The organism is Bacterioplanes sanyensis, assembly GCF_002237535.1.
GTDB lineage: Bacteria > Pseudomonadota > Gammaproteobacteria > Pseudomonadales > Oceanobacteraceae > Bacterioplanes > Bacterioplanes sanyensis_A.
Genome location: NZ_CP022530.1, coordinates 3,951,626 through 3,975,845, shown reverse-complemented (window position 1 = coordinate 3,975,845; position 24,220 = coordinate 3,951,626). Strand labels below are relative to the sequence as shown.

The 24,220-nt window shown below is 48.6% G+C and carries 16 protein-coding genes, 6 tRNA genes and 3 pseudogenes; 7 read left to right on the top strand and 18 right to left on the bottom strand.

From position 1 onward, the window contains the following. Positions 1-57 precede the first annotated feature (57 nt). A complete protein-coding gene (locus CHH28_RS18260; RefSeq protein WP_094061656.1) occupies positions 58-2,733 on the bottom strand; it encodes a collagenase in 2,676 nt (891 codons plus the stop codon). Positions 2,734-3,244: 511 nt separating this feature from the next. Here CHH28_RS18260 and CHH28_RS18255 point away from each other — a divergent pair. Both CHH28_RS18255 and CHH28_RS18250 read left to right on the top strand, forming a co-directional pair. Beyond that, complete coding sequence (locus CHH28_RS18255; RefSeq protein WP_199243943.1) at positions 3,245-4,933, top strand: S8 family peptidase; 1,689 nt, start codon at positions 3,245-3,247, stop codon at positions 4,931-4,933. A 141-nt stretch (positions 4,934-5,074) separates the two neighbouring features. After that, entirely contained in the window at positions 5,075-5,401 is a 327-nt protein-coding gene (locus CHH28_RS18250; protein ID WP_094061655.1) for a hypothetical protein, read from the top strand. Between the two features lie 197 nt (positions 5,402-5,598). On the opposite strand, the gene CHH28_RS20090 is transcribed toward CHH28_RS18250, so the two are convergent. Continuing rightward, positions 5,599-6,069, bottom strand: a complete 471-nt coding sequence (locus CHH28_RS20090; protein ID WP_199243942.1) for a hypothetical protein — start codon at positions 6,067-6,069, stop codon at positions 5,599-5,601. Between CHH28_RS20090 and CHH28_RS18245 the strand changes: the two genes are divergently transcribed. From CHH28_RS18245 to CHH28_RS18235, 3 genes and pseudogenes are all read left to right on the top strand, one after another. Further along, a complete protein-coding gene (locus CHH28_RS18245) occupies positions 6,059-7,651 on the top strand; it encodes a S8 family peptidase (protein ID WP_199243941.1) in 1,593 nt (530 codons plus the stop codon). The genes CHH28_RS20090 and CHH28_RS18245 overlap by 11 nt on opposite strands. 352 nt (positions 7,652-8,003) lie before the next feature. Next, a complete protein-coding gene (locus tag CHH28_RS20725) occupies positions 8,004-8,387 on the top strand; it encodes a transposase (RefSeq protein WP_094060802.1) in 384 nt (127 codons plus the stop codon). After that, a pseudogene (locus tag CHH28_RS18235) lies at positions 8,354-8,782 on the top strand (IS5 family transposase); the annotation flags it as partial. The gene CHH28_RS20725 and the pseudogene CHH28_RS18235, both read left to right, overlap by 34 nt. A 95-nt stretch (positions 8,783-8,877) precedes the next feature. On the opposite strand, the gene CHH28_RS18230 reads toward CHH28_RS18235, so the two are convergent. After that, positions 8,878-9,462: a LysE family translocator gene (locus CHH28_RS18230; protein ID WP_094061653.1), complete on the bottom strand. Its 585-nt coding sequence runs from the start codon at positions 9,460-9,462 to the stop codon at positions 8,878-8,880. 106 nt (positions 9,463-9,568) lie between these two features. Here CHH28_RS18230 and CHH28_RS18225 point away from each other — a divergent pair, with 106 nt between their 5' ends. Beyond that, entirely contained in the window at positions 9,569-10,012 is a 444-nt protein-coding gene (locus CHH28_RS18225; RefSeq protein ID WP_094061652.1) for an Lrp/AsnC family transcriptional regulator, read from the top strand. Between the two features lie 189 nt (positions 10,013-10,201). Here CHH28_RS18225 and CHH28_RS18220 read toward each other — a convergent pair whose 3' ends face one another. From CHH28_RS18220 to CHH28_RS20715, 7 genes and pseudogenes are all read right to left on the bottom strand, one after another. Further along, positions 10,202-11,365 (bottom strand): MFS transporter, encoded by a 1,164-nt coding sequence (locus tag CHH28_RS18220; protein WP_094062138.1) that lies wholly within the window; start codon positions 11,363-11,365, stop codon positions 10,202-10,204. Between the two features lie 213 nt (positions 11,366-11,578). Then, positions 11,579-12,007, bottom strand: a pseudogene (locus CHH28_RS18215) (IS5 family transposase); the annotation flags it as partial. Further along, a complete protein-coding gene (locus CHH28_RS20720) occupies positions 11,974-12,357 on the bottom strand; it encodes a transposase (protein ID WP_094058567.1) in 384 nt (127 codons plus the stop codon). The gene CHH28_RS20720 and the pseudogene CHH28_RS18215, both read right to left, overlap by 34 nt. Positions 12,358-12,406: 49 nt before the next feature. Then, the gene (locus CHH28_RS18205) at positions 12,407-12,991 is read right to left on the bottom strand and encodes a GNAT family N-acetyltransferase (protein WP_233243654.1); all 585 of its coding nucleotides are present in this window, start codon (positions 12,989-12,991) and stop codon (positions 12,407-12,409) included. A 678-nt stretch (positions 12,992-13,669) separates the two neighbouring features. Then, positions 13,670-14,020, bottom strand: a complete 351-nt coding sequence (locus CHH28_RS18200; RefSeq protein ID WP_094061650.1) for a hypothetical protein — start codon at positions 14,018-14,020, stop codon at positions 13,670-13,672. Positions 14,021-14,308: 288 nt separating this feature from the next. Then, positions 14,309-14,737 (bottom strand): annotated as a pseudogene (locus CHH28_RS18195) (IS5 family transposase); the annotation flags it as partial. Further along, positions 14,704-15,051 (bottom strand): transposase, encoded by a 348-nt coding sequence (locus CHH28_RS20715; protein ID WP_094061649.1) that lies wholly within the window; start codon positions 15,049-15,051, stop codon positions 14,704-14,706. The pseudogene CHH28_RS18195 and the gene CHH28_RS20715, both read right to left, overlap by 34 nt. A 373-nt stretch (positions 15,052-15,424) precedes the next feature. On the opposite strand from CHH28_RS20715, the gene CHH28_RS18185 reads away from it, so the two are divergent. Beyond that, complete coding sequence (locus tag CHH28_RS18185; protein ID WP_094061648.1) at positions 15,425-16,729, top strand: hypothetical protein; 1,305 nt, start codon at positions 15,425-15,427, stop codon at positions 16,727-16,729. A 1,552-nt stretch (positions 16,730-18,281) separates the two neighbouring features. Here CHH28_RS18185 and CHH28_RS18170 read toward each other — a convergent pair. The 8 genes from CHH28_RS18170 to CHH28_RS18135 all read right to left on the bottom strand — a co-directional run bounded on the left by CHH28_RS18170 (position 18,282) and on the right by CHH28_RS18135 (position 24,218). Then, positions 18,282-19,226, bottom strand: coding sequence for a hypothetical protein (locus tag CHH28_RS18170; RefSeq protein WP_094061646.1), 945 nt, complete (start codon positions 19,224-19,226; stop codon positions 18,282-18,284). A 967-nt stretch (positions 19,227-20,193) separates the two neighbouring features. After that, positions 20,194-20,270, bottom strand: a tRNA-Asp gene (locus CHH28_RS18165). Positions 20,271-20,307: 37 nt separating this feature from the next. Then, positions 20,308-20,383, bottom strand: a tRNA-Val gene (locus CHH28_RS18160). Between the two features lie 110 nt (positions 20,384-20,493). Further along, a tRNA-Asp gene (locus CHH28_RS18155) sits at positions 20,494-20,570 on the bottom strand. Between the two features lie 45 nt (positions 20,571-20,615). Continuing rightward, a tRNA-Val gene (locus tag CHH28_RS18150) sits at positions 20,616-20,691 on the bottom strand. Between the two features lie 93 nt (positions 20,692-20,784). Next, positions 20,785-20,861 (bottom strand) — tRNA-Asp (locus CHH28_RS18145). Between the two features lie 22 nt (positions 20,862-20,883). After that, positions 20,884-20,959: transfer RNA gene (locus tag CHH28_RS18140), tRNA-Val, on the bottom strand. A 136-nt stretch (positions 20,960-21,095) separates the two neighbouring features. Then, positions 21,096-24,218 (bottom strand): efflux RND transporter permease subunit, encoded by a 3,123-nt coding sequence (locus tag CHH28_RS18135; RefSeq protein ID WP_094061645.1) that lies wholly within the window; start codon positions 24,216-24,218, stop codon positions 21,096-21,098. Positions 24,219-24,220: the final 2 nt, after the last annotated feature.

Here is a 24,220-nt window from a genome sequence, read left to right as displayed (position 1 = left end):
TTTGAACTGCAACGACTATGCCGAAAAATTACAGCGGGGCTTGGCCCCGCGGTTGTCTTACCAGCTGCGACTGGCGCTTTGGCTTTGATTAAAACTAAAGCTGATGTCGACGTCCTGATAGTCACCGGCTACCTGCAAGAACAAATAACCTGCTTGGGGTTGGTCAATAAACAAGGTGGATGACGTGCCCTGACCGTCAACCTGTTGCTGATGATTTGACGCCGTCGGCCAGGTGTCGGTGCTGCTGTATAGGGTGACGTTACCACTGCCACCTTGGGTATAAATACGCAGATGGCGGGCGTTATCTGGCACCAGAATGAAGTAATAATTCTGGCCAGTGGTACTGATGCGACGCGGTTCATCGGCAATCAACTGGTTTTCATGCGGACTGTGACCATCGTCGCCGTGGTCGCCATCTGTATCGTCATTGCCTCCATTTTGATCGTGCTCCGCAATGCGCTGGTCCAGCCAGGTTGAAAATGACGCGTCGTAGGCGTTACCTAATTGTTCAAGGTCACGTTGATAGTCTTCAAAACGGTTTTCACGCATGGCGGTGAGCCATTGTAATGTACGGGCTGCTTGCTCGGTTTTCATGTACCAGCTGGCCAAGTACCCCCAACGGTACACACGCTCTGTGCCATCGCTGTAGGTATTTTGAAGCACTTCGCTGAGGGCAACTTTTTGGCGTTTAGCGCTGTCGATGGCGGCCGGATTTTTGTCCAGGTGCGTGGCGTATTCCGCCATGCCTTCTGTCCACCAAGTGGTGGGGAAGGCTTGTGAACGAGTAAAGGTGCCGTACAGGTTGTAACGACCATCCAAATAGTGGGTGTACTCGTGGCGCAGGTTCCATACGGTAAAGTCGTCCTGCCACTCGGCACGATAGGCAATAAAGCGTGCTTGGTTACCCTGCTGGGCAGGATTGCCCTCCAGGTACATACCGCCATTGTCGGTGCTGATATCAAAGAACAGGCCCGCATAGCGTTTGTAATCACTGGAGCTGTCGAAAATCACCACTTCCAAACGATCGTTGTAATCGTCTGCGACGGGCTGTTGACCGGTGTTAAACAGTTGATGAAAACGTTGTGATTGGTCCGCGAGGATATTACACACCTCAACCCGCTGCGGTTGTGTTAAGGCCTGTGCGCGAATGTCGGCACTGACGTTGGCACAGCTGTGGCGGATGGCTAAAACGGTTTGCTCTAGGTTCTTCTGAAAGTTACAAATTCCGTATTCGCGACAGTCGTCGTAGGACTGGGCCACCTTAGCCAGAGCCAACCAAGCGCCGCCAAACTCTGGCAGCTGCTGCAGCCAGGTTTTAATTTGCGTGCGTAGTTGAGGTTTTAATGCATCGTGTTGAAGAAAACGCGCGTATTCACGCAGAGCATTTTCGACCAGATAAGCATCATCGCCTTGCAACAGAGCTTGCTGCTGATTTACGAAAGTCACCAGTGCCGACAACAGCGCCTGGGTTTTATTCACATCGCTGACAAAATCGTCCTGATAGTGGCCTCGGAACAACACTGTAAATACATTGTTAGTGGCGACTTTGCGATCGCGACTGTCTGTGTCTGAATTTGGGAAAAATTCTAATATCTGAATAACTTTTTCAATAAATTGTGTATTTAACCCTGAGCTATCAATCAAAGTGACGGATTCAGAGAGCAAACTGTCGGCCTTGCCAGTGATGCGCGTATCGCTTAATAGTTTATTGAGTGATTGTTTAATAGCCTCGCGCAGCGTTGGGGTGTAATCCCCCACATCGTTTTTGTGGTAGTACTGCACGTAAAGACCAGCGCGTAAAAATAATACTGAGGCTTCGCTCGGGCTTGATGAGCCAGCAATGTGTTTGGCTACGATTTCCATCCGTGGCTGCGCGAAGGTTTTTGCTGCTTGTGGACCGGTCAGGGAGAACAAACCGTTTACGCATTGATTTTCTGCTGCAGCAACGGTAGCGGCAAAATCTTCATCACTGAATGCATCCAGGCTGGCGGCTTTGCAGTCCCAGCTGTGGGCAACGCCGTTAAACGTACTGCCATCGTCGTTACCAGAGTCGTCGTTACCAGAGTCGTCGTTACCAGAGTCGTCGTTACCAGAGTCGTCGTTACCAGAGTCGTCGTTACCAGAGTCGTCGTTACCAGAGTCGTCGTTGCCAGAGTCGTCGTTACCAGAGTCGTCGTTACCAGAGTCGTCGTTACCAGAGTCGTCGTTACCAGAGTCGTCGTTACCAGAGTCGTCGTTACCAGAGTCGTCGTTACCAGAGTCGTCGTTACCAGAGTCGTCGTTACCAGAGTCGTCGTTACCAGAGTCGTCGTTACCAGAGCCGGAGTTATCTGAGCCGGAGTTATCTGAGCCTGAGTTATCTGAGCCTGAGTTATCTGAGCCTGAGTTATCTGAGCCGGAATTGTCTGAGCCGGAATTGTCTGAGCCGGAATTGTCTGAGCCGGAATTGTCTGAGCCGGAATTGTCTGAGCCGGAATTGTCTGAGCCGGAATTGTCTGAGCCGGAATTGTCTGAGCCGGAATTGTCTGAGCCGGAATTGTCTGAGCCGGAATTGTCTGAGCCGGAATTGTCTGAGCCGGAATTGTCAGCGCCGCTACCGCCTGAGTCGTTGCCGCGTTCAGGTTGAGTAATGGTGTCCTGATCCGTATCACCCGAGCGGTCGCTGCCAGATGAGCCGCCACCACATGCTGTTAATAAGGTTGTTATTAGAATGCTAAGCCAGATACGACTCATGGTTTTTCTCCACGGTGAAAACTGGCGGCGATTGTAGGGGCTGCAATAAAAGGGTCGAGGGGGTTTGTAACGTTTTGTGATTCGCGTCAAAGCGGTGCTGCAACAGTGGGATAGGAAACCTTAGCTTTTAGATCTCGGTCACACAATTGAACAGTATCTGCTCAATAGCAGTTCGATGGTTTGATGTGGTCCATAGAAGAATGGGTAGTGGTTGAAAATTCGACTACATAATCACTGATGATTTTTTTATCAGTAATGATTTTGAGATGGTTGTTCTTTTATTGATCAAAAATGAAGGCTGTTTTTTGTTCCTAATAAATTTGAATGAGACATATTTGGTTGCTCCATCAAATGGCGTCTGAAGATGCTAAGCAAAAGAATTAAAAATGCTGACATTGTCACTGGATTTGTTTTTTTCCCTATTACAGTTTGATGACATTTGTTGATACCTTGACTACCGAGCCGATTGCTCAGGCGATCACACAACGACATACGAGAAGGAAAGCTCAACGTGAGTTCTAACAAATCAATTACAAAAAACTCAGCTTTAGCAGTGTCACTGTTGTCATTAGCGGTGATGAGCGCTAGCGCCCAAGCAGAGCTAAGCAAGCGTTTTATCGTTAAGTACCCATCTGCCAACCAAATGAGTACGTTATCTGAGCAAGGCTTTAATGTTCAGGCAGAACAGCAGCGTTTGCTGCAGCAGCAAGGCATCGAATATCAGCGCTCTATGATGATGGCGGATTATCACGTCATTACTGTGTCTGCCGACAACGAACAGCAGCTGCAACAGCGTATTGATGAAATTAGTAACAGCAACGCAGTCGTGTCGATTGAAGAAGACCGTATGATGCGTGCGTTCTTTACGCCGAATGACCCTCGTTACGCAGATCAGTGGCACTATTTTGATCAACAAGCGGGCATTAATTTACCAGCCGCTTGGCAGCAAGCGACGGGTGACGGCGTTACTGTCGCGGTACTGGATACCGGCTACCTGCCACATGAAGATTTAATGGCCAATATTTTGCCGGGCTACGACATGATCTCAGATGAGTTCGTGTCCGTGGATGGCGATGGCCGCGATGGTGATGCGACCGATCCAGGCGATTTTATGGCCAAAGGTGAGTGTGGCGATGATTATCCACCGCAAGATTACCCAAGCTCCTGGCACGGCACCCATGTTGCCGGTACCGTCGCAGCGGTAACGGATAACGGTGTGGGTGTGGCCGGTGTCGCTTTTAATGCCAAAGTGGTTCCAGTGCGTGTATTGGGCAAATGCGGTGGTTATACCTCTGACATTGCTGACGGTATCGTTTGGGCTGCCGGTGGCACGGTGGAAGGTATTCCTGCCAACCGTCATCCTGCGCAAGTCATTAACATGAGCCTGGGTGGCGGCGGCGCCTGTGGCGACATCACCCAACAAGCGATTAATTTTGCTCGCTCTAAAGGCACTACCGTAGTGGTCGCGGCTGGTAACAGCCAGAGCAACGCCGACAATTTCACGCCAGGTAACTGTGATGGCGTCATTAACGTCGCGGCAAACAACATTAATGCCGGCACTGCTTGGTACTCCAATACCGGTACCACGGTCGATGTAACTGCTCCAGGCGGGGAGTGGAGCATCGTTAACGATCCAAATGGTGTGCTGTCGACGGATAATGCTGGCGAACAGGGTGCAGAGGCGGACGCCTATCTGACCAAACAAGGTACCTCCATGGCTGCGCCGCACGTTGCTGGTGTTGCGGCACTGATGTACGAGAAAAAACCAGACATCACTCCAGATGAGCTGGAACAAGCTTTGATGGACACCACCAAAGCCATGACGGATAACTGTGTTGGTTGCGGTACTGGTATTGTTGATGCCGACGCAGCGCTGAGCTCTCTGGACGATGACCCAGTGGGTGAACCAGGCAGTGTGACCGAGAACATTACCAATGGCTTCTACGCTACATGGTCAACAACGGTGACCGTGCCAGCGGGTATGTCTGCTCTGGAAGTGGCTGTTGATAAAACACAATTCTTCGCACTGGGTCGCGGTGAGTTGACGGTATCACACAGCAACGGCAGCTCTTGTACGGCGGATATCACTTACTCGAAAGGCAGCTGCAGCATTGGCGCGCCAGCAGAAGGTGAGTGGACCGTCACCTTCAAGGCCATTGGTTGGAACAGCAACCTTAAAATGATCGCTAGCTGGAAATAACAGCAACGGAAAAAGACCCGCCTAGGCGGGTCTTTTTTTATGTCTGCAGGCTAGGGTAAGCTGCCTGCATGGTTTGTTGGTTTCAATGACGACTGAGCTAGCATAGCGAAACAGGTGCTAGGCGCTATAAGGAATGAAACAATGAAAAGAGTGAAGTGTTTATCGCTGCTGTTAGGAGGCATGATCAGTTTGTCGTGCGCTGCGAATATGGAAAGTCGTTGGATTGTTAAAGTGACATCCGAGGCGGATGCGTGGCCGAACGACGAACAGCAATCTTTGCTGACTGAGCAGCTATCGAGCTGTGGTGTGTCGGTGAGCTCAATGGATCCATCAGGAGTTCCGGGCTTTTATCGCCTGCAGATAGCGCAAGCATCAATGGCAGAAAAGCAACGTCAGTGTGTGATGGCGATAGACATGGTGGAGTCTCTGACTGAGGATGGTGTCATGCGCCATATGAACAGTGGCTGATCGTGTCATTGCTCATTCACTCAAAGCAGCTTCGGCTGCTTTTTTTATGTCTATTGATTAATAAGTCGCTTTTTTGTCTTTCTGATGTCGCCTTTTCGTGGGTATGTTGGTTATATCTTGTTGGAATAAAGTTATAATAGAAATCATTGTTTGGCCGCTTTTATTATCTTTTATGTCGCATTTTTAATTCTTCGTATCTAATTTTGTTTGTCGCATATTGGTTGCGATGTTGTCGCTTCTTTGTGTTGTTTTTTTTTGTTTTTAATAAGTGCTTTATCTAATTTTGTTTTTGTCTGATTTGTTGCCTTTTTTGGCTTAAAAAGCCTCGCTATTTTTTGTGAGTCAAAAAGCGCTTCTTTTCTTTTTCTCGTCATATAAAATCCAAATAAAATAATAAAAATGATGAGTTTGTCAGAAGATTTAACTTTTCTTGCTATCGCAATTTGAATGTTTATTGATACCTTGATCGGGTACTGGCACTCAGATGGCCAGGCTAAAAAACGACAATATGAAGGAAGTCTAAGAATGAGTTCAAAGAAGTTACTGGTAAAACGCTCAGCGTTAGCAGGCTCACTACTGGCCATGGCAGTGATGAGTGCAAACGCACAGGCTGAGTTGACTAAGCGCTTTATTGTCAAGTACCCCAGTGCAGGCGAAATGCGTACCATGTCTGCACAGGGACTGAACGTAATGGCCGCTCAGCAGCAAATGCTGCGTCAGGACGGCGTAGAGTATAAGCGCTCTATGCTGCTGGACGACTATCACGTTATCAGCGTATCAGCAGCCAATGAAGAAGAGTTGGCGCAGCGCATTCAGGAACTGAGCAACAGTCCAGCGATTGTTGATATTGAAGAAGACGCCATTATGCGCGCATTTTCTTCGCCTAATGATCCGCTCTATGACGATCAGTGGCACTATTTCGATCAGCAAGGTGGTATTAACCTGCCAAACGCTTGGGAGCGTGCCACAGGTAAAGGCGTGACCGTTGCAGTGTTGGATACCGGTTACCGCCCGCATGAAGACTTGGTAGATAATTTGCTGCCAGGTTATGACATGATCACTGACACCTTTTATTCGGTTGACGGTGATGGCCGTGACAGCGATGCCAGAGACCCAGGTGATCGCATGTTGAAAGGAGAGTGTCCAACTGGCCCTGGCGAAGACCCTTATCCGCCATTTGATTTCGATAGCTCATGGCACGGTACCCATGTAGCCGGAACGATTGCTGCTGTGACCAACAATGGCATTGGCGTTGCCGGTGTTGCTTATGATGCCAAAATTGTACCGGTACGTGTGCTGGGCAAATGTGGTGGTCGTTTATCCGATATTGCTGATGGCATTGTTTGGGCTTCTGGTGGCAGTGTGCCTGGAGTACCTGCAAATCCAAATCCGGCACAAGTCATTAATATGAGCCTGGGCGGTAACGGCGACTGTGACAGCATTTACCAATCGGCGATTAACTTTGCCCGTGCACAAGGCACGACGGTTGTCGTCGCGGCAGGTAATGAGCGTCGAAACGCCGCAAAATCTCGCCCTGGCAACTGTGATGGCGTGGTGAACGTTGCTGCCAGTAACATTAACGGCGCCAAAGCGAGCTACTCCAACTCTGGTAGCGTTGTGGATGTAACAGCCCCAGGTGGTGAATGGCGAATCCGCAATGATCCAAATGGTGTCTTATCTACCGATAATGAAGGCACGAATGGTCCACGAGCGGATGCTTATTTAACCAAGCCTGGCACATCGATGGCGGCTCCTCACATCGCTGGTGTGGTGGCGATGATGTATGAAGTAAAACCAGACATTACGCCAACGGAAGCTGAGAATATTCTGAAAAATCGCGCTAATACCAATCCTCTGACGGATAACTGCACAGGTTGTGGTAGCGGTATTATTGATGCTGACAAAGCAGTGGCTGAAGCCGCTGGCGGTATTGTGCTTCCCCCAAAAGGCGGCTCATCAACAGTGGAAGTTGCAGACTACTATCGCTGGTGGTTCTGGGACTATGGTCAACCAACTCTGTCTTTCACGGTGACTACGCCTGAGGGCATGAAGTCACTGGAGGTGGAGACCAGCGGCGCATCGGGTAACGGAAGCCTGACGGTGGCTAATGCTCAGGGCGAAGGCTGTACTGGTAGCATCTCGAATGCTGCGGGCAGCTGTTCTGTTAGCAACCCATCTGCGGGTGAGTGGACGGTCACCATCACTACTGGCTATCGTTCTGATATGTCATTGACCGCTACTTGGAAATAATGAATCCAGCTAGCAAATAAAGAACCCGCTTCGGCGGGTTTTTTATTGTGTCTATATGAAAAAAAGGGCGGCTATGATGCTTTCCATTGGTCGATTTGAATAGGTGTAGTTGTGATAAATTGGTCGAGTGAGTGTATCGATCTTGCTGCGAAGAAAGGAACTTAATCATAGTAAACAATATGTTACCCATCAGGTGATCGATTCTCTTTTAGCCCTAAAATAATGGCCCCCACAGTTATTAGATCCTCTACAACGGGCTGTAGGGTGCCATCAGGTCGATACTGTCTAGAAGCTGTTTCATAACCTTCAGTCCGATATAATAATCAAAACTATCAGCTTCAACTCCTCCACCATGAAACGTTCAACCTCAGAACTGACCGACCAACAGTGGGCACACATTGAGCCTTGTTTACCCAGCCTGCCTCGTGGCAAAGGGGGTCCCAAACCTATCAGCAATCGAGCCTGTTTCGAGGGCATTTTATGGGTCTTACGTTCAGGTGCGCGCTGGCGTGATCTACCTGAGCACTATCCTTCACCGAGTACCTGCTGGCGCCGCCTTCAGTACTGGGAAGAGCAAGGTGCATGGGTCAAAGCCTGGCGTAAGCTTCTTCGCGTTCTGGATCAACAGTCGCGGTTAAATTGGGAAGAATCGTTTTCTGATGGTAGTTTTGCACCCGCAAAAAAAGGGGCCTCGGTGTTGGAAAAACCAAGCGTGGTAAGGGGTCGAAGTGGATGATAGTCGTCGATGGCGAAGGCATTCCAATCGGGCTGACACTTGGCTCAGCGTCACCGGCGGAGGTCAATCTGATTGAGGCTTTGTTAAATGTTTCCTATGGCAAGAGCAAGGTGAAGCGTTTGATTTACGATAAAGCGGCAGACTCTGATCCTCTGCGAATGGCGTTAAAGAAACGGGGCGTTGATCTCATTTGTCCACATCGTCGAAACAGGAGAAAAGCGCCGCTGCAAGATGGTAGAAAGCTGAGAAGGTACGACCGTCGCTGGAAAGTAGAGCGCACTTTTGCTTGGCTTGGAAATTATCGGCGATTAGTGGTTCGATGGGAAAGAAAGCTCTCAATGTATCGAGCCTTCTTTCACGCCGCCTGCATGATGATCGTGCTAAAGAAGTTGTGAAACAGCTTCTAGAAAGAGCAGCTGCGATGCCGGTTATAAATTATTGAGTGGGGCTGACTCTTGTCGCTCGAAACCTGACACAGTGTTTTTCTGCCTTAAAGCATCGGCACCACAGACAGCAGCAATAACCCGCCCATGGCACCATTAAACCAGCGCACATAACTCGGATGATTGATCCAATCGCTGAGTTGCTTGCCTGCGGCAGTCCAAACACTGACCGAGGGCACATTCACTAAAGCAAATACCAGTGCAATTAAACCTAGCTGTAGCCAGCTGGCTTCAGGGTTGAATACACTGACGGCGGTTAATGCCATTGACCAAGCTTTTGGATTAAGCCACTGGAACAGTGCCGCCGCCATAAATGACATCGGCTGATATTCTTGGCTGTCTTGCGATGGTCGGCTAAGTGCGATCTTGATCGCTAGATACACCAAATACAAGCTGCAGAGAATTTGCAAGCCTTGCTGAATGATGGCATAGCGCTGAAATAGCTCCGTTAAGCCCATGCCAACTAGTAGCACCATCACGCTGAAGCCAAAGGTAATACCGAGCATATGCGGAGTCGTGCGCAGAAAGCCGACATTGGCGCCTGATGTCATCAGCATGATGTTGTTAGGGCCAGGTGAAAAGGTAGAAACAAAGGCAAATGCCAGAAGCGACCCGAATACAGTGAAATCCATGGGGTTTTCTCGATAGATAGTGGATGCAGAAATATTAATCGTAATCGGGCACAATTTTGTGTTTATATGGGTTGGATCTGGGTAGATAGCACAATAATATGTAGTTATGGATAAGTTTAGCGAAAGAATATTGCAGGAGCTTCAAGCCGATGGTCGTATCTCCAATGTGGAGCTGGCCGGGCGCGTAGGGTTATCACCGTCGGCAACCTTGCGCCGGGTGCAAGACTTAGAGCACAAGAAGGTCATCAAAGGCTATCGCGCTGTGCTGGATAAAACCCAGCTAGACGTGGGTTTTGTTGCTTATGTGACCATTGGCTTAAACAGCCATACCAAGCAGTCGCAGCTCAGTTTTGAACAGCATGTGCAGTTTGCCAACGAGGTGGTGGAGTGCCACAACATCACAGGTATGAATGAATACTTGCTGCGTGTGGAAACCAAAGACCTGGTGGCCTACAAGCGCTTTCACGCGGATGTGCTGGGCGAATGTGCCGTGGTGCAGTCCATTACTACTATGGTGGTGATGGGTTCGCCCAAAGATGAGCGGCCGTAAAGCAGCCTTGGAATCAATGGTCTGGCTGCGTTGGCAATTTGTAGCGGGCGTTTGACGTGATGACTTGTGAAAGCGATCTTCAGGTTGGAGAGTGCTGACACGATAGCAGCTTCAGCGCTGGCTTCGCTTGGCGAAGCCCTGCCGCAACTTGTCAGTAGTATGACTGCTACACAGGGCTGATTGGCTTTGTTAGGAATACTTTACTGGCATGGTGTCATGCTTTCGGGATCGAATCGCCATCCAATAAAGCCCCGCTGAAGCCGCCATGGAAATACCAATCACACTCAGCCAGGTGAGGTCAAACCCATAAGAATCTATCAAAAAACCAATTAATACAAAGCTAGGCATGACAAGCACGCTTCGTAACGTAACCAAGACTCCCTGAATTCTGCCTCTATGGCTCGAAGGTGAATGGTTGGCTAAATAAACACTCTCTTTGGTGAGTAGCAAGACTTCGGCGGCTGATAGAAAAATCCAAGCAAAGAAATGAACAGGTATGCTTGGAAATATCATGACAAGCCCATAACCAAAAGCAAACATCAATCCTGCATACGCTAGGCTGATGGTTTCGGCCATGTTTGATGTTAATTTCATTAATATGGGTGTAATAACAACCACCAATATGCAAGCATAGGTCATGAGCTTCCCAAAAATGACTGCGCCACTATCACCAAAAATATGGCTCAAATACAGCGGGCTTGCCATGGTCATCTGATTTAATGAATACCAAAGTAAACCACACAAAAAAGTGAAGGCTAATAGATGTGGTCTTGCTTTTAAAACAGTCCATACACTACCATCAACAGGTCTCTCCTGTACGCTATCACTAAGGTGTGAGTCGATAGGGCCAGCTTTAATCAGAGTGGCAACCACTAACGCACCAATCAACATGGCTAAACCATTACCCCAGAATATCCATTGAGTGTGACTCCAGAAAAGGTAACCAGCGATCAATGGCCCTAAGGCGGAGCCTAGATTGTAGGCCAAGTAACATAAGGACATGACGGCATCCCTATTATTTTTTGTTGATAGATCAGCTATCAATGCATTGCTGGCTGGCAATGCTATGCCGACAAAAAAATAGGCGCCGAATAGCAGTACAGGTATTGTAAGCTTTGACTCAGGAAAAAAGCCACAAGACAATATAAGTAGGGCGCCGCAGAGCTCACCAACAACCAGTATGAGCTTATGTCCAAATAGGTCTGAGGCTTTTCCGCCAATAAAGCTTCCGGACAGATAAGCTGCTGTCACCGACATAGCTAAAGTCCCAGCCATTGTGACGCTATATCCCAGCTTGTCTGTAAATAACAATACTAGGAATGGAATGATGAAGTTCCCCATTCCTAAAATCATCCTTGCCGTGGCCAGGTAATAAATACTTTCAGGAAGCCCCATATATATCGAAATTGATGATGGATTTTTAATATTCTTTACCCAAAAATTATGAGGTTAATCGGATTAATGATGTCATCGAGACGGCGAGTGTCGATATTTATGTGTTGGTTGCAATCTAGTCTTTAGAATACACATGTCTTATGCCTGAGCTGTTAAAGTCTAGAAGCTGTTTCACAACTTCTTTAGCACGATCATCATGCAGGCGGCGTGAAAGAAGGCTCGATACATTGAGAGCTTTCTTTCCCATCGAACCACTAATCGCCGATAATTTCCAAGCCAAGCAAAAGTGCGCTCTACTTTCCAGCGACGGTCGTACCTTCTCAGCTTTCTACCATCTTGCAGCGGCGCTTTTCTCCTGTTTCGACGATGTGGACAAATGAGATCAACGCCCCGTTTCTTTAACGCCATTCGCAGAGGATCAGAGTCTGCCGCTTTATCGTAAATCAAACGCTTCACCTTGCTCTTGCCATAGGAAACATTTAACAAAGCCTCAATCAGATTGACCTCCGCCGGTGACGCTGAGCCAAGTGTCAGCCCGATTGGAATGCCTTCGCCATCGACGACTATCATCCACTTCGACCCCTTACCACGCTTGGTTTTTCCAACACCGAGGCCCCTTTTTTTGCGGGTGCAAAACTACCATCAGAAAACGATTCTTCCCAATTTAACCGCGACTGTTGATCCAGAACGCGAAGAAGCTTACGCCAGGCTTTGACCCATGCACCTTGCTCTTCCCAGTACTGAAGGCGGCGCCAGCAGGTACTCGGTGAAGGATAGCGCTCGGGTAGATCACGCCAGCGCGCACCTGAACGTAAGACCCATAAAATGCCCTCGAAACAGGCTCGATTGCTGATAGGTTTGGGACCCCCTTTGCCACGAGGCAGGCTGGGTAAACAAGGCTCAATGTGTGCCCACTGTTGGTCGGTCAGTTCTGAGGTTGAACGTTTCATGGTGGAGGAGTTGAAGCTGATAGTTTTGATTATTATATCGGACTGAAGGTTATGAAACAGCTTCTACTGATTTGCAATTTTTACTGCTAGTGCTGTTTGGCATTACATCAGTTAATAATACCTGAATGCCTAAGGAAATGGCATCTTCTATTCGGAATCGAAGTAACGCCGACTGGCATCCCTTGTGACGATGGCTCTCTTGGGTATAGGCATTGGCCAAAATTCCATGATCATTATGCAGGTAACTGGTAGTCCAGGCACAAGGCTTTCCATCTATTGTTGCAATATAGCAGCGGAATGTGTCGGTACAATATAATGATCGTTTATCGTTCCAAATATCGTCTGTACATTCTAAGCCTGATGTTTTGAGCAAGGCTAAAAAGTCATCAGCCTTGCTATGATCCCAGTGCTCAATTGAGATCGACTCTGATGCGCTTGCTATAGCCTGATAATGTGAGGCCTGTAGTTCCAAAAACTCATGGTCATAGGCTGGTGAAAAACCACGGTTTGACAGCCAGGTTTGTATCTCAGGGGTGTTGGCTTGAGGCTCAATAGCGATTTCTGGCCAGTAGCTACTATGAAACAACCCTAAATGCTCTTCTAGCTTTTCGGGTGTATAGCCGCGATGAATCACTATCTGATTGTCGTATCGGCGTGTTTTGTCGACAAAGATGGAGCATTCATCGGTTTCGGTTATTGAAAGTTCGCTAGGCGATATAGTCGATAAGGTTCGCTGATTGTTAAAGATAAAATATGATTTATATGCTTCTTTTGTTGATTTTTCTGCATTGATACTCGATGGTAGGTGATGTCTTGCGCCGCTCTAGGGCATCTGGGTCTTTCGGTGCTATAAATTTTGATAGGTTTGTTATTATTGAGATTATACTAGTAGTCGATTACATTCCACCAAAAAGTGATCAATTGTAAGAGATTTTATGTAGCTGTTCTGAGCGAAATATGTTTTTTAATCAATTGAGTGATGCATCCAGCCATAGATGGGCGATCGTAAAGCAGTCAGGGATTCAGTGCTTGAGCTTCTCTGCGATTTTAAAAACAGGTTTTTAAAGAACTTTTTGGTTAGAAAAATACCATGTTTTTTAATGCCGTAGATTATACGATCGTCAGTGGAAATCGGATCGTACTTTTTACTTGGCTTGGAAACTACCGACGATTGGTGGCTCGATGGGAAAGAAAGCTCTCAATGTATCGAGCTTTCTTTCACGTAGCTTGCATGAGAATCGTACTAAAAAAGTTATGAGACAGCTTCTAGCACCTCTTTCTACGCAAGATCAAAACAATGTTCATTGAATTGTTACATTGCTTCTTTATCTATTGGGTCTTCAGTCGTATCAATGATCATGCTGTGGTACTCAATGCTAAACCATTGTTCGAAAAGCTCATCGCTGAAGCTTGAGGGCCAAAGTGAGTCATCTTGATACCAGCTGTCAAGAAACTCTTCCAGTAGAATTTCTGCATTATTCATTACCCAGGCCCTTGCATAGACAATATTTTCAATATCTTCTGGCACAAGATAGATGATTGACTCGAGGTTAACATCCTCAAGCGTAATGCTACCGGCTCTTTTGTCTGGCTCGACGCTATTTATCCAGTCAACGGCTGGTTGCTTAGCTTTTAAAATGATGGCTGCTCTATTGATTAGCATCTTCTATCTCCTGGTTCTATTAAGTGTGACGCGCAACTAGTGCCCATGCAGATTGGATGGCTGTATTGTTGGCAGCTTTATTAATAGTCTGATTTGGAAGCGCTGACGGCTGATTCCGAAACTATGACAAAAATTCCTTTGTTATCAGGATTTATTATGTGATTGTCTCGGTCGGTGTGGCGTTTTTTCAGAATATCTGATTGGTCTAAATTTTACACCTATCTAGAATCTGATGGTAGCCTTATCTTCGAAATAGCAGCTATTACAGGTCGAACCCTAGAAGCTGTTTCACAACTTCTTTAGCACGATCATCATGCAGGCGGCGTGAAAGAAGGCTCGATACATTGAGAGCTTTCTTTCCCATCGAACCACTAATCGCCGATAATTTCCAAGCCAAGCAAAAGTGCGCTCTACTTTCCAGCGACGGTCGTACCTTCTCAGCTTTCTACCATCTTGCAGCGGCGCTTTTCTCCTGTTTCGACGATGTGGACAAATGAGATCAACGCCCCGTTTCTTTAACGCCATTCGCAGAGGATCAGAGTCTGCCGCTTTATCGTAAATCAAACGCTTCACCTTGCTCTTGCCATAGGAAACATTTAACAAAGCCTCAATCAGATTGACCTCCGCCGGTGACGCTGAGCCAAGTGTCAGCCCGATTGGAATGCCTTCGCCATCGACGACTATCATCCACTTCGACCCCTTACCACGCTTGGTTTTTCCAACACCGAGGCCCCTTTTTTTGCGGGTGCAAAACTACCATCAGAAAACGATTCTTCCCAATTTAACCGCGACTGTTGATCCAGAACGCGAAGAAGCTTACGCCAGGCTTTGACCCATGCACCTTGCTCTTCCCAGTACTGAAGGCGGCGCCAGCAGGTACTCGGTGAAGGATAGCGCTCGGGTAGATCACGCCAGCGCGCACCTGAACGTAAGACCCATAAAATGCCCTCGAAACAGGCTCGATTGCTGATAGGTTTGGGACCCCCTTTGCCACGAGGCAGGCTGGGTAAACAAGGCTCAATGTGTGCCACTGTTGGTCGGTCAGTTCTGAGGTTGAACGTTTCATGGTGGAGGAGTTGAAGCTGATAGTTTTGATTATTATATCGGACTGAAGGTTATGAAACAGCTTCTAGGATTAATAAGACATTATGGTAAGCGATCTCGTTCTCCTACTTTTATCTTAGGGTTGGTGGATTGGCTGCAATGCTAAAGGTTGATTTCTAACAATAAGAATCAACTAAATTGGCGATGATGTTTACATTGCTGCGCGCGAGAGCTACCACTTGAATGCTTAGAAGGACAAGGTAAATGGTCTGTCATTCTGATCGAATGATAATACAGCAAAAAACCACTAGCTCAACACTGTCAATCTTCGTTGATTAACAACGATAAATGGATGAATAGATGAATAAGATACTGATCGCTTCAACTCTACTTTTTGTGAATGCTTTTGCTTTGGCGGAGGTTGATGATATCGTTAAATATTACTTTGAAGACGATACCTGGTACAACCGTGGTTCGCAGTACGGTAAAACTGGCAAAGGCAGTAACTTTGACCTCTGTGATAGTTATTTCAACACCAAACAGCCCGGCGATAAAATCACCGCGATCACCGCTTACTCTAGCAATGTTGAGTATATCAAAGGCTTGAAAATCGAATACTTGTATGCACCGACCGAAGAAATAGGCAAGACCAGTGGCAGTGGTAAGCGCTTGACGCTGGAAGGTGATGAGTTTATTAACAAGTATCGCTTTTACAAAAAAAATGAAGGTTCGATTTCGCGTATTCGGCTGTGGACCAACACCGGCTCTGAGCTGTACTTTGGCTCATCAAATGGCTGGGACAAGTGGCAAGAAGTGACCATCGCTAATCGCCATGCGGTCACCGGACTGTTTGGTACCTATTCAACCTCTTCAGGCAAAGTATGGAGTTTAGGTGCTTGTGGTGCGCGCCCGTCCAAGCTGGACTTTGTCGATCTGACCTTTGATACCTCACAAGCGACGGTGAAAAACAGCGATCAGTTCTTTTATGCCGAAGCACTGGCCAAAAACTACACGCCAACCACCCAAAGCGCTTCCGTAAATGTCGGCTACTGGCGCGGTGAGTCCAACACAGATACCTGGAGTGAAACACGCGGCGTCTCTGCCACTATGGGTGTTAAAATAACCCAGGGTATTAAAGTGGGCGAAGCGGTGCAAGCCTCCAGTTCAGTGGAATGGAGTTTGTCAGAAACCATCAGCTTTTCCGAAACCGTTGGCGGCAGTGCCTCTGAAAACACCACTCAAAGAGTGGACTATAACGCCGCGGTCAATGTGCCTGGTTATACGGTTTATGCGTTGAGGGTTAAGGTTAATCACGGCGAGGCGGACTTTCCTTATACCGCAACCTTTAAAAACCCTTATGACAGCAAAACTTTTACTTTCAAAGGCATACTCAAAGACAGCAATTACTCTGGAGCTGAACTGGAGTGGTTGTATGTGGGTGACATCGTCAATGGCAATATCGTGATCAAAGATGAATATTTAGACTTGGTTGATGATCAGTACCCGAGCACGAATTTGTCGCTGGCCAGTACGGACAAGGCAGACTTTACCGTTGTCACCAGTGGTGAGTTAGGCCTGGACGAAGCTGAGCCCGATGAAGAATTGACCTTTAGTGATTTAAACATCGCCGATGATGATAGCCGCTGGCAGCCTGCTCAGCAGTAAGATTATGCACCTGAGTTAGTAGGGGCTGGCCCGCCTAGCATGAGTAGTAATTCTCCTAGGTGGGCTAGCTGTGAAATCGCAGTGATTGGCCCGGCTATGCCCGGGCTTGAATGCCAAGACTGCCCGCTCTGGGGTGAGACCGTCCGCCTTAACAGTCCCGCTCCGGGCCAAAATGGCGTAGTGAGGCCATCAACCGGTTTGATGACTGACTAGCTTAGATGGTTGTCTGGCTTACTCTCTTTCGGCTTATTCCAACCGAAGTGGCTTTTAACGCTTAATCCTATGCCCTCCTTGAGGGACCTTATCCCTCACGCCGGGCGGACGAGCGACTGAAAGCGTACATTGAGGCAGTTTCTGCCAGGCGAAAAGTAAACAAAAAAGCGCAGCTTACTCGCAGAAAGTGAGCACTTTTGGGCATTTTTCAACGCAGCAGAAACAACGTAGATAGCTTTCAGCCTCCCCTTGTGGTCACTGCAACGGCAACAGCCTGCATCCCGGCAGGATGTTGTCTGGTGCTACCGTCCGGGCAGCCCCTGCGGGCACAGCCATTGCTCACTCAGGCGGCCTGCTAAGGCGCGGAAAACCTAGGCGTAAAACCGAGAGTTCAGCTATTTGGTCTAGGGGCGCGGCTAGGTGGTCGGTTTGTTGGTGTTTACACCAAACAAGGCACGGTATAGATCCGAGACTTTCTTATAAGAAATGAAACTTGCTTTGTTCAGTTCTCTGATATTAGGCCGCTCAGCCTTGTTTCCAGAGCTGTCACCTTTGCTATGTTTTGCAATTTTTGCAGTTTCTAGCGACGGCAGGGGTTTACCCGATTGGCCTCTAAGATTAAATCGTAACCAGAGTTGTCCACCTTCGGCTTAGCTACTTCAATCTGGCAATCCCCATTTATCCGCGACAGCTTTAAAAGCTCACTAACAAAGAGGTGCTCGATTAACTTCTCCCGATACGACGATTGTTCAGTGTGCTTCCTGTTCATTATTTATCTACTTATGCATAATGCCCCGCTTGCGGGGACTTTTTTTGTGTAAAGTAAGGCGCATCGGTACACTAAAACGAGCGTATCAGTATGTATCGGTGTGCAGCGGTTTCTTAGGGGTTTCGATCGTTTACTCTATTAAACTCCATGTTAAGCATAAGTTGGTCAATAATATTCCGGATGAATGTGTAAACATTTACAAGGCCAAGAATAAAAAACCAAAAAGTGAATAACGTAAATAGATAATAATCAATCTTTGAGCAAAAAATGAGAAGCACCAAGAGGGATATGTAAATCCCTATAGCTACCACATATGCGGTTAGATATGTATTGAACGCACCCTTTACATAGAGCCAGCGTGAAAAATCTGTGTCTGATTTTGAATAAAAAGTCCATAAAAATGCAATGGAGCCCGCAAGCATAATGCTTGAAAAATAAGTTGCAATATCAATTGCAGAGTTTCTAAATACACTTGCGACTTTAGCAGAATCGAAAGCATATAGAATCAGTAAAAATATCAGTGTTGTGAGTATCGGTTCTGATATATAACCCCACCAGATTGTCATTTTTTTATTCATTTTTAGCTAAAACCTCTGGTGGATGTATCCTGTCTATCTCTTTAGTGATTTCATTCAATACTTTTTGAGTTTCTTTGGCTTTTGAATTCGCACTAAGACCTCGCACAAAGTCTTTTAATGAGTTTATGGAGCCGCGAGAAGCCGCTGACCCAGAAACAACTCTTTCGAATCCATCATCACGATATCCCTCAATGTAAACATCACCTGACTTATAGCCCTGCTGGGCTAAAACAGCTGTAGCAAATGGTCGAGCCTCTTCGCTTTTAGACAGTCCCTTTGGGTTCTTCATATCTTGAGTGTACACACGAACATCACTTGCACGTAAGTCTTCATACAGGCTTTTGGTGTAACGAGTAAGTTCGGGATTAGGTATTCTAAGCGTTGCTTTGATTCTAGTAATCCGATCGAAACTATTGAATAAGCCTATGATTTCATGCTTTTCAGGAACGGGTTCAAGGCGGATAGTTGATGCCTTTCCTTGTGATAAGGAAACGTCGGCTAATATTATTTCTAGATGATCCTTCCACGAAACATTTGAAAGCTCCCCGGAGTGCTCCACCGCAACAAGATGTCGATTCATATCGAAAAACAACATCATTGTAGACGCCAACGGGGGATATGATGCTGAGGAACCAGCTGAAATTCCATCTTCAGTTACAATCAACCCGTCTTTTTCGAGAACAGAGCGAGCAAGAACAACCGATATCATTCTACGACTTTGGTAAATACTTGAGTAATCATTAAAATATCTCAAGCTCCATTTATACTTCGCATTTCGAGTTTCCTGTTCATTATCAAACTCTGATGAACAGGCTCCTTCAATGGCTTTAGCAATATCTGCATCGCCTCTTAGAAGCGGCGAACTCTGTTCCAAAAATAGGTCTTCTAGGTCAACAACATTTAACCGAAAAAGATCGAAATTGAACTTCCTTTTCACAATTTTAAACCCTTATTCAGATACATGCTTATAGCCTTTACAGCTTAATAGTGTGCGTGCCTGTTTTTCCAGATAGAATCAGTCGAGAAACCCGCACCAAGTTCTTGAGCTTTTGCTGGATACCTTGCTTTCCGTCATGTTCTTCTTTGGAAAAACGTGCTCGCCTACTATCCAGGTGGCAATTGGCCTCAAAGTCCAAATGCTAACCGATTGATTTCTTTGTCAATTAAGCTACCACCCTGCAGGTAAACAGGCAAGCCGGCTGAAAGCCACGTCATCATCTGTCGCATCCGAACATAAACGAGACATCCAATCTCTGTTTTAAGCGCGGTCTCGCGCTTAGGTTTTCCGCGCCTTAGCAGGGCGCCTGAGTTGGCAGTGGCTGTGCCCGCAGGGGCTGCCAGGACGGCAGCGCCAACAAAAGGGCTACAAGGACGTAGGCTTTTTGTGATGCGGCGACCACAGCATTGGCAGCGAAGGAATCAAGGCCTGCGATGCGCAAAGCAGGGAGCTCGCCCGCCCGGCGTGAGGGATAAGATCCCTCAAGGAGGGCTTAGGGGGTGGAGGTAAAAAATGCTTCTAGGAAGAGGTGGTGGTTGTAGCGAAGGGAATCTTAATAAAAACCTCGGACGACATATCGCACAACGACCAAGTCTAATCCCATCAGCGCTTATCTTCAGGAAGACCTAAAAAAAGAGTAGGGATCTAAATCTTTAAGAAAAGATGTCGGACGACTGGACGGCATTCCGTTGGGCGGCATTCCGCGGACTCGCCGTGATTGCAACAAATGCCAATTCGATCGGCTCTTGTTCATATTTAGAAAATAAATGGGGATCTTAAAAAAGATGATGGACTGGTCGGGACGCGACTGGGCCGACATTTCGGGCAGCGACCAAGGCTAATGCAATCAGTACTTATCTGCAGGAAGTTCTAAAAAAGAGTAGGGGTCTAAATCTTTAAGAAAAGATGGCGGACTGGACGGGACTCGAACCCGCGACCCCCGGCGTGACAGGCCGGTATTCTAACCAACTGAACTACCAGTCCGCATTGTGTGATGCTTTGCCAGAAAACATCAAAGTTTTGGTGGGTGGTGACGGGATCGAACCGCCGACCCTCTGCTTGTAAGGCAGATGCTCTCCCAGCTGAGCTAACCACCCATTTTCGATTCAGTAAACGATGCCCTACAAGCTGTATCGCATGCGTTTATCGAGTCGACAAACGGTGTCTTGCATAGATCAAGGCTAATAACATCAGCACAAGATCGTAATGGCGGACTGGACGGGACTCGAACCCGCGACCCCCGGCGTGACAGGCCGGTATTCTAACCAACTGAACTACCAGTCCACATTGTCTTGATGAGTTGCTGTCACACAAAGCATCAACAAGTTTTGGTGGGTGGTGACGGGATCGAACCGCCGACCCTCTGCTTGTAAGGCAGATGCTCTCCCAGCTGAGCTAACCACCCATTTTCGATTCAGTAAACGACGTGTTACCACATTCGTTTATCGAGTCGATAAACGGTTTTGGAATTTCACCAAGGCTAACAAAGTTAGCGTAATGGCGGACTGGACGGGACTCGAACCCGCGACCCCCGGCGTGACAGGCCGGTATTCTAACCAACTGAACTACCAGTCCAATTCCAAATTTTCTGCTTCGGTGGTGGGTGGTGACGGGATCGAACCGCCGACCCTCTGCTTGTAAGGCAGATGCTCTCCCAGCTGAGCTAACCACCCTCTCCGAAAGCAGGTGGGCATTCTACTCACAGCAGCGCTGATGTCAAACAAATTTTCTAACTTTTTTTTAAATTAATTCAGTCACTTGCAGAAATTCGGCGGCACTGATCGAAGTGTGACCAGTGCCGCTCAAAGATCACACAGTCGCGCTTTGCAGGCGGCGCGATTTCTTGCGATCGCCCAATACCAGCAGGCAAGGGGTCAGAATCAGCGTCAGTAATGTGGCGAAGGCCAAGCCACCAGCAATGGCCGTCGACAGCTGAGTCCACCACTGTGAGCTGGGCGCGCCAACGGAGAAGTGCTGGTTCAGCAAATCGATGTTCCACTGCATCACCATTGGCATCAGGCCAAGAATGGTGGTGATGGCCGTCAGCATGACCGGACGCATACGTTGGGCACCGGTGCGCAGCGCTGCCTCCATCGGGTCGAGGCCGCCATCGACCAAGCGTTTGTAGGTATCGATGAGAACAATGTTGTTGTTCACCACAATACCGGCCAAGGCGATCACCCCCACACCGCTCATCACAATGCCAAACGGCTCTCCTCGGATCAGCAATCCCATCAGTACGCCGACAATGGACAATACGATGGCGCTCATAATCAGGCTGGCCTGATAAAAGCTGTTGAACTGCGTCACCAGAATGGTGGCCATCACAAACAACGCCACACCAAACGCCGACACCAAGAAAGAACCGGTTTCTTCCATCTGCTCAGCGTCACCGCGGAAGCGCGGCTCGACACCAGCGGCCAGCCAGTCAAACTGCTTTAGTTGCTCGGCCAGCTGGCGAGTTTTCTGATCCGCATTGACGCCTTCCACCACGTTGGCGGTGAGTCGATAGCGACGCTTGCCGTCGATGCGCACCAAATCGCCGGACAAAGGCACGGCTTGGCGCTGCATAAAGTTACTCAGTGGCACCAGCCCCATGGGGGTGGAGATGTTGATCTGCTCAAACTGATCGATGCTGCGCGTAGCGGCCGGGTAGCGCAGCATGATTTCCACTTCGTCATCGCTGTAATCAGGCTGGAACTCGCCCACTTGCTGGCCGCCAGTAATCATGCGAATCAGTGCCCCGGTGCTGGCGATGTCGGTGCCGTAGCGGGTGGCTTCTTCGCGATTGATGTTGAACTGCCACTCGATGCCATCCAATGGGCGGTCGTCGCGCACGTCTTTCAGCTCTGGGTCCTGCTCAAACAAAGCTCGTACGTCGTCCAACATGGCCGAGATGGATTCGGCGTCAGCGCCGGTCAGCTGCAGCTGAATGTCCATGCCAGACGGCGGTCCGCCTTCTTTTTTGCGCGTTTCGATCACAAGGCCTGGAATATCGGCGGTACGCGCTTCGATGTCGGCCAATATGTCGTTCGCACTGCGACGGTACTCCCAGTTCACCAGCTCGATTTGAATACGGCCAATAACGTCCTTGGCGCTCTCGTTCGGCGCAGAGACAAAACTGGCGGTATAGATCGACTGAATCTCCGCCATATCGAAGATGCGTGCTTCGACCTTATGCACCAGAGCCTCGCGCTCTTGCAGCGATAAGTTGCCTCGGGCGCGAATGTCGACCAAGCCGACATCGGCGTCGACGTCGGGGAAAAACTCCACACCATGGCCCAGCTGACCGTACACCACAAAGGAGCCGAACAAGGCCGCAATGGCCATGCCCAGCACCAACAACGGGCGCTGCAGCGCTTTGCGCAATACGCGAATATATCCCCCGGTAAAGCCTTTGATGTCGTCGAAACGCCCTTGCTCCGCCGCTTCAATAGACTTTAACGCTTCAATTTTGTGGTGCGATGTGCCACCCACCAAAGCGCCAATGGTCGGCACCACAATCAACGCCATCACCAGCGAGGCACTGAGGGTAAACAGCAAGGTGAGCGGCAAAAAGCCCATAAACTCGCCGGTGACGCCGGGCCAAAACAGCAGTGGGAAGAACACCGCCAGAGTGGTGGCGGTGGAAGCGATGATCGGCCAAGCCATACGTTTGGCAGCTTCGGCATAGGCTTGGCGTGAACTGGCGCCTTCCGCCAGACGGCGATCCGCAAACTCCGTGACGACAATGGCGCCATCCACCAGCATGCCGACGGACAAAATCAGCGAAAACAACACCACCATATTGAGGGTGTAACCCATCAGGCTCAGTACAATCAGCGCCATCAAGAAGGCACCGGGAATCGCCAAACCGACCATAAAGGAGCTGCGCACGCCAAGGCTGCCGAGCACCAGAATCATCACCAATAAGGTGGCCACTAAGACGTTATTGAACAGGTCGTTGAGCATTTCGCGAATGTAGCGCGATTCATCCTGAGTAACGCCCACCTCAATGCCCGCTGGCCACAGTGGTTTGAGTTGCTCGATGGTGGCCTTGGTTTGCTCGATGGTTTCGATGATATTGCTACCGATGCGCTTTTTGATCTCCAGCGTTACCGCTTGGCGACCATTAACGCGGGCGGCGTTTTTGCGGTCTTTGTACGACAAGCGACCAACGGCGATGTCACGGAACAATACCACCTCATCGCCATCGGCTTTGACCGGCAGATTCAAAATATCGGGAATGCTTTCCACTCGCCCTGGCACCTTAATGCCAAAGCGGCCAGCACCTGTGTCCAGATCCTCACTGGCGACCAGCTGTGTATTGCCATTGAGCAATTGCGCCAGTTCATTCAGGGACAAGCCATAGTTGTCCATGCGCGCCGGGTCGACGATGATCTCGGCGATCTCTTCACGTTTACCGCGAATCGTAGCTTCTAATACGCCGGGCAAGGCTTCTAGGCGCTCTTGCAAGTCTTCGGCCACCAAATACAGGGTGCTTTCGCTGATGTCTCCGGCCAGGGTCACTACCATCACGGGGAACAAAGCGACGTTGATTTCCATCACCCGTGGCTCTTGGCTGTCGGTGGGCAGCTCACCTTTGGCATCGTCGACTTTCTGACGCACATCCAGCAGTGCTTGGTCAATGTCGACATCGGTCAAAAACTCCAGCTGAATCGACATGTGACCCCGGGTGGCGGTGGAAATCATTTCCTTAAGACCGTCCAGCCCGCGCAGCTCTTTTTCCAACGGCTTGTAAATCAGAGCGTCGGCATCTTCGGGGGAAATACCATCGTGGGTGACCGACACATAAACGATGGGCACGGTGATGTCGGGGTTACTTTCCTTGGGGATGGTCATCAAGGTGACCAGCCCCACCAGCATCACCAAGCAAAACAGCATCAGTACGGTGCGACTGCGCTGCAATGAGGCATCAATAAGGCTGTTCATGA